Source organism: Bacillus sp. JJ1474 (assembly GCF_036965225.1).
Classification (GTDB): Bacteria; Bacillota; Bacilli; order Bacillales; family Cytobacillaceae; genus Cytobacillus.
Window position 1 is genome coordinate 1,623 of sequence record NZ_JBALPC010000062.1, and the last position, 3,124, is coordinate 4,746.

Below are 3,124 nucleotides of genomic sequence, written 5' to 3' on the forward strand. Positions count from 1 at the left end.
GGTTAAGTTAATAAGGGCGCACGGTGAATGCCTTGGCACTAGGAGCCGATGAAGGACGGGACTAACACCGATATGCTTCGGGGAGCTGTAAGTAAGCTTTGATCCGGAGATTTCCGAATGGGGGAACCCACTGTTCGTAATGGAACAGTATCTTTACCTGAATACATAGGGTATTGAAGGCAGACCCGGGGAACTGAAACATCTAAGTACCCGGAGGAAGAGAAAGCAAACGCGATTCCCTGAGTAGCGGCGAGCGAAACGGGATTAGCCCAAACCAAGAGGCTTGCCTCTTGGGGTTGTAGGACACTCTACACGGAGTTACAAAGGAACGAGGTAAATGAACAGGTCTGGAAAGGCCGGCCATAGAAGGTAAAAGCCCTGTAGTTGAAACTTCGTTCCCTCCAGAGTGGATCCTGAGTACGGCGGGACACGTGAAATCCCGTCGGAAGCAGGGAGGACCATCTCCCAAGGCTAAATACTCCCTAGTGACCGATAGTGAACCAGTACCGTGAGGGAAAGGTGAAAAGCACCCCGGAAGGGGAGTGAAATAGTTCCTGAAACCGTGTGCCTACAAGTAGTCAGAGCCCTTTAACGGGTGATGGCGTGCCTTTTGTAGAATGAACCGGCGAGTTACGATTACATGCGAGGTTAAGTTGAATAGACGGAGCCGCAGCGAAAGCGAGTCTGAATAGGGCGAATTAGTATGTGGTCGTAGACCCGAAACCAGGTGACCTACCCATGTCCAGGTTGAAGTCCAGGTAACACTGGATGGAGGACCGAACCCACGCACGTTGAAAAGTGCGGGGATGAGGTGTGGGTAGCGGAGAAATTCCAATCGAACTTGGAGATAGCTGGTTCTCTCCGAAATAGCTTTAGGGCTAGCCTCATGTTGTTAGAATCTTGGAGGTAGAGCACTGTTTGGACTAGGGGCCCTCATCGGGTTACCGAATTCAGACAAACTCCGAATGCCAAAGATTTATCCATGGGAGTCAGACTGCGAGTGATAAGATCCGTAGTCAAGAGGGAAACAGCCCAGACCACCAGTTAAGGTCCCAAAGTATACGTTAAGTGGAAAAGGATGTGGAGTTGCTTAGACAACCAGGATGTTGGCTTAGAAGCAGCCACCATTTAAAGAGTGCGTAATAGCTCACTGGTCGAGTGACTCTGCGCCGAAAATGTACCGGGGCTAAACGTATCACCGAAGCTGTGGATTGACATCTGCGATGTCAGTGGTAGGAGAGCGTTCTAAGGGCGTTGAAGCTAGACCGTAAGGACTGGTGGAGCGCTTAGAAGTGAGAATGCCGGTATGAGTAGCGAAAGATGGGTGAGAATCCCATCCACCGAATGCCTAAGGTTTCCTGAGGAAGGCTCGTCCGCTCAGGGTTAGTCGGGGCCTAAGCCGAGGCTGAAAAGCGTAGGCGATGGACAACAGGTTGATATTCCTGTACCACCTCTTTACCGTTTGAGCAATGGGGGGACGCAGGAGGATAGGGTAAGCGCGCTGCTGGAATAGCGCGTCCAAGCAGTTAGGCTGCAAGCGAGGCAAATCCCGCTTGCGTGAAGGCTGAGCTGTGACGGCGAGGGAAATATAGTACCGAAGTTCCTGAATCCACACTGCCAAGAAAAGCCTCTAGCGAGGGAAAAGGTGCCCGTACCGCAAACCGACACAGGTAGGCGAGGAGAGAATCCTAAGGTGAGCGAGAGAACTCTCGTTAAGGAACTCGGCAAAATCACCCCGTAACTTCGGGAGAAGGGGTGCTCATTTGGGTGAATAGCCCGGATGAGCCGCAGTGAATAGGCCCAGGCGACTGTTTAGCAAAAACACAGGTCTCTGCGAAGCCGCAAGGCGAAGTATAGGGGCTGACGCCTGCCCGGTGCTGGAAGGTTAAGAGGAGGGGTTAGCGCAAGCGAAGCTCTGAATTGAAGCCCCAGTAAACGGCGGCCGTAACTATAACGGTCCTAAGGTAGCGAAATTCCTTGTCGGGTAAGTTCCGACCCGCACGAAAGGCGTAACGATCTGGGCACTGTCTCAACGAGAGACTCGGTGAAATTATAGTACCTGTGAAGATGCAGGTTACCCGCGACAGGACGGAAAGACCCCGTGGAGCTTTACTGTAGCCTGATATTGAATTTCGGTACAGCTTGTACAGGATAGGTAGGAGCCTTGGAAGCCGGAGCGCCAGCTTCGGTGGAGGCATCGGTGGGATACTACCCTGGCTGTATTGAAATTCTAACCCGCGCCCCTGATCGGGGCGGGAGACAGTGTCAGGTGGGCAGTTTGACTGGGGCGGTCGCCTCCTAAAGAGTAACGGAGGCGCCCAAAGGTTCCCTCAGAATGGTTGGAAATCATTCGAAGAGTGTAAAGGCATAAGGGAGCTTGACTGCGAGACCTACAAGTCGAGCAGGGACGAAAGTCGGGCTTAGTGATCCGGTGGTTCCGCATGGAAGGGCCATCGCTCAACGGATAAAAGCTACCCCGGGGATAACAGGCTTATCTCCCCCAAGAGTCCACATCGACGGGGAGGTTTGGCACCTCGATGTCGGCTCATCGCATCCTGGGGCTGTAGTCGGTCCCAAGGGTTGGGCTGTTCGCCCATTAAAGCGGTACGCGAGCTGGGTTCAGAACGTCGTGAGACAGTTCGGTCCCTATCCGTCGTGGGCGCAGGAAATTTGAGAGGAGCTGTCCTTAGTACGAGAGGACCGGGATGGACGCACCGCTGGTGTACCAGTTGTCTTGCCAAAGGCATAGCTGGGTAGCTATGTGCGGACGGGATAAGTGCTGAAAGCATCTAAGCATGAAGCCCCCCTCGAGATGAGATTTCCCATAGCGTCAAGCTAGTAAGACCCCTGAAAGATGATCAGGTTGATAGGTTTGAGGTGGAAGCGTGGCGACACGTGGAGCTGACAAATACTAATCGGTCGAGGACTTAACCACATTTAATATGATTACTCGAAAGACTTCTTCAGCATTATCTAGTTTTGAGGGAACAAACCTCAACAAAATAGGTCTAGTGGCGATAGCGAAAAGGTCACACCCGTTCCCATCCCGAACACGGAAGTTAAGCTTTTCAGCGCCGATGGTAGTTAGGGGCTGTCCCCTTGTGAGAGTAGGACGTCGCTAGGC

At 52.7% G+C, this 3,124-nt stretch carries 2 rRNA genes; both read left to right on the forward strand.

The features are described from left to right. Positions 1-2,935: ribosomal RNA gene (locus V7164_RS09695) — 23S ribosomal RNA — on the forward strand. A gap of 72 nt (positions 2,936-3,007) precedes the next feature. Then, positions 3,008-3,124 (forward strand): 5S ribosomal RNA (gene rrf / locus V7164_RS09700).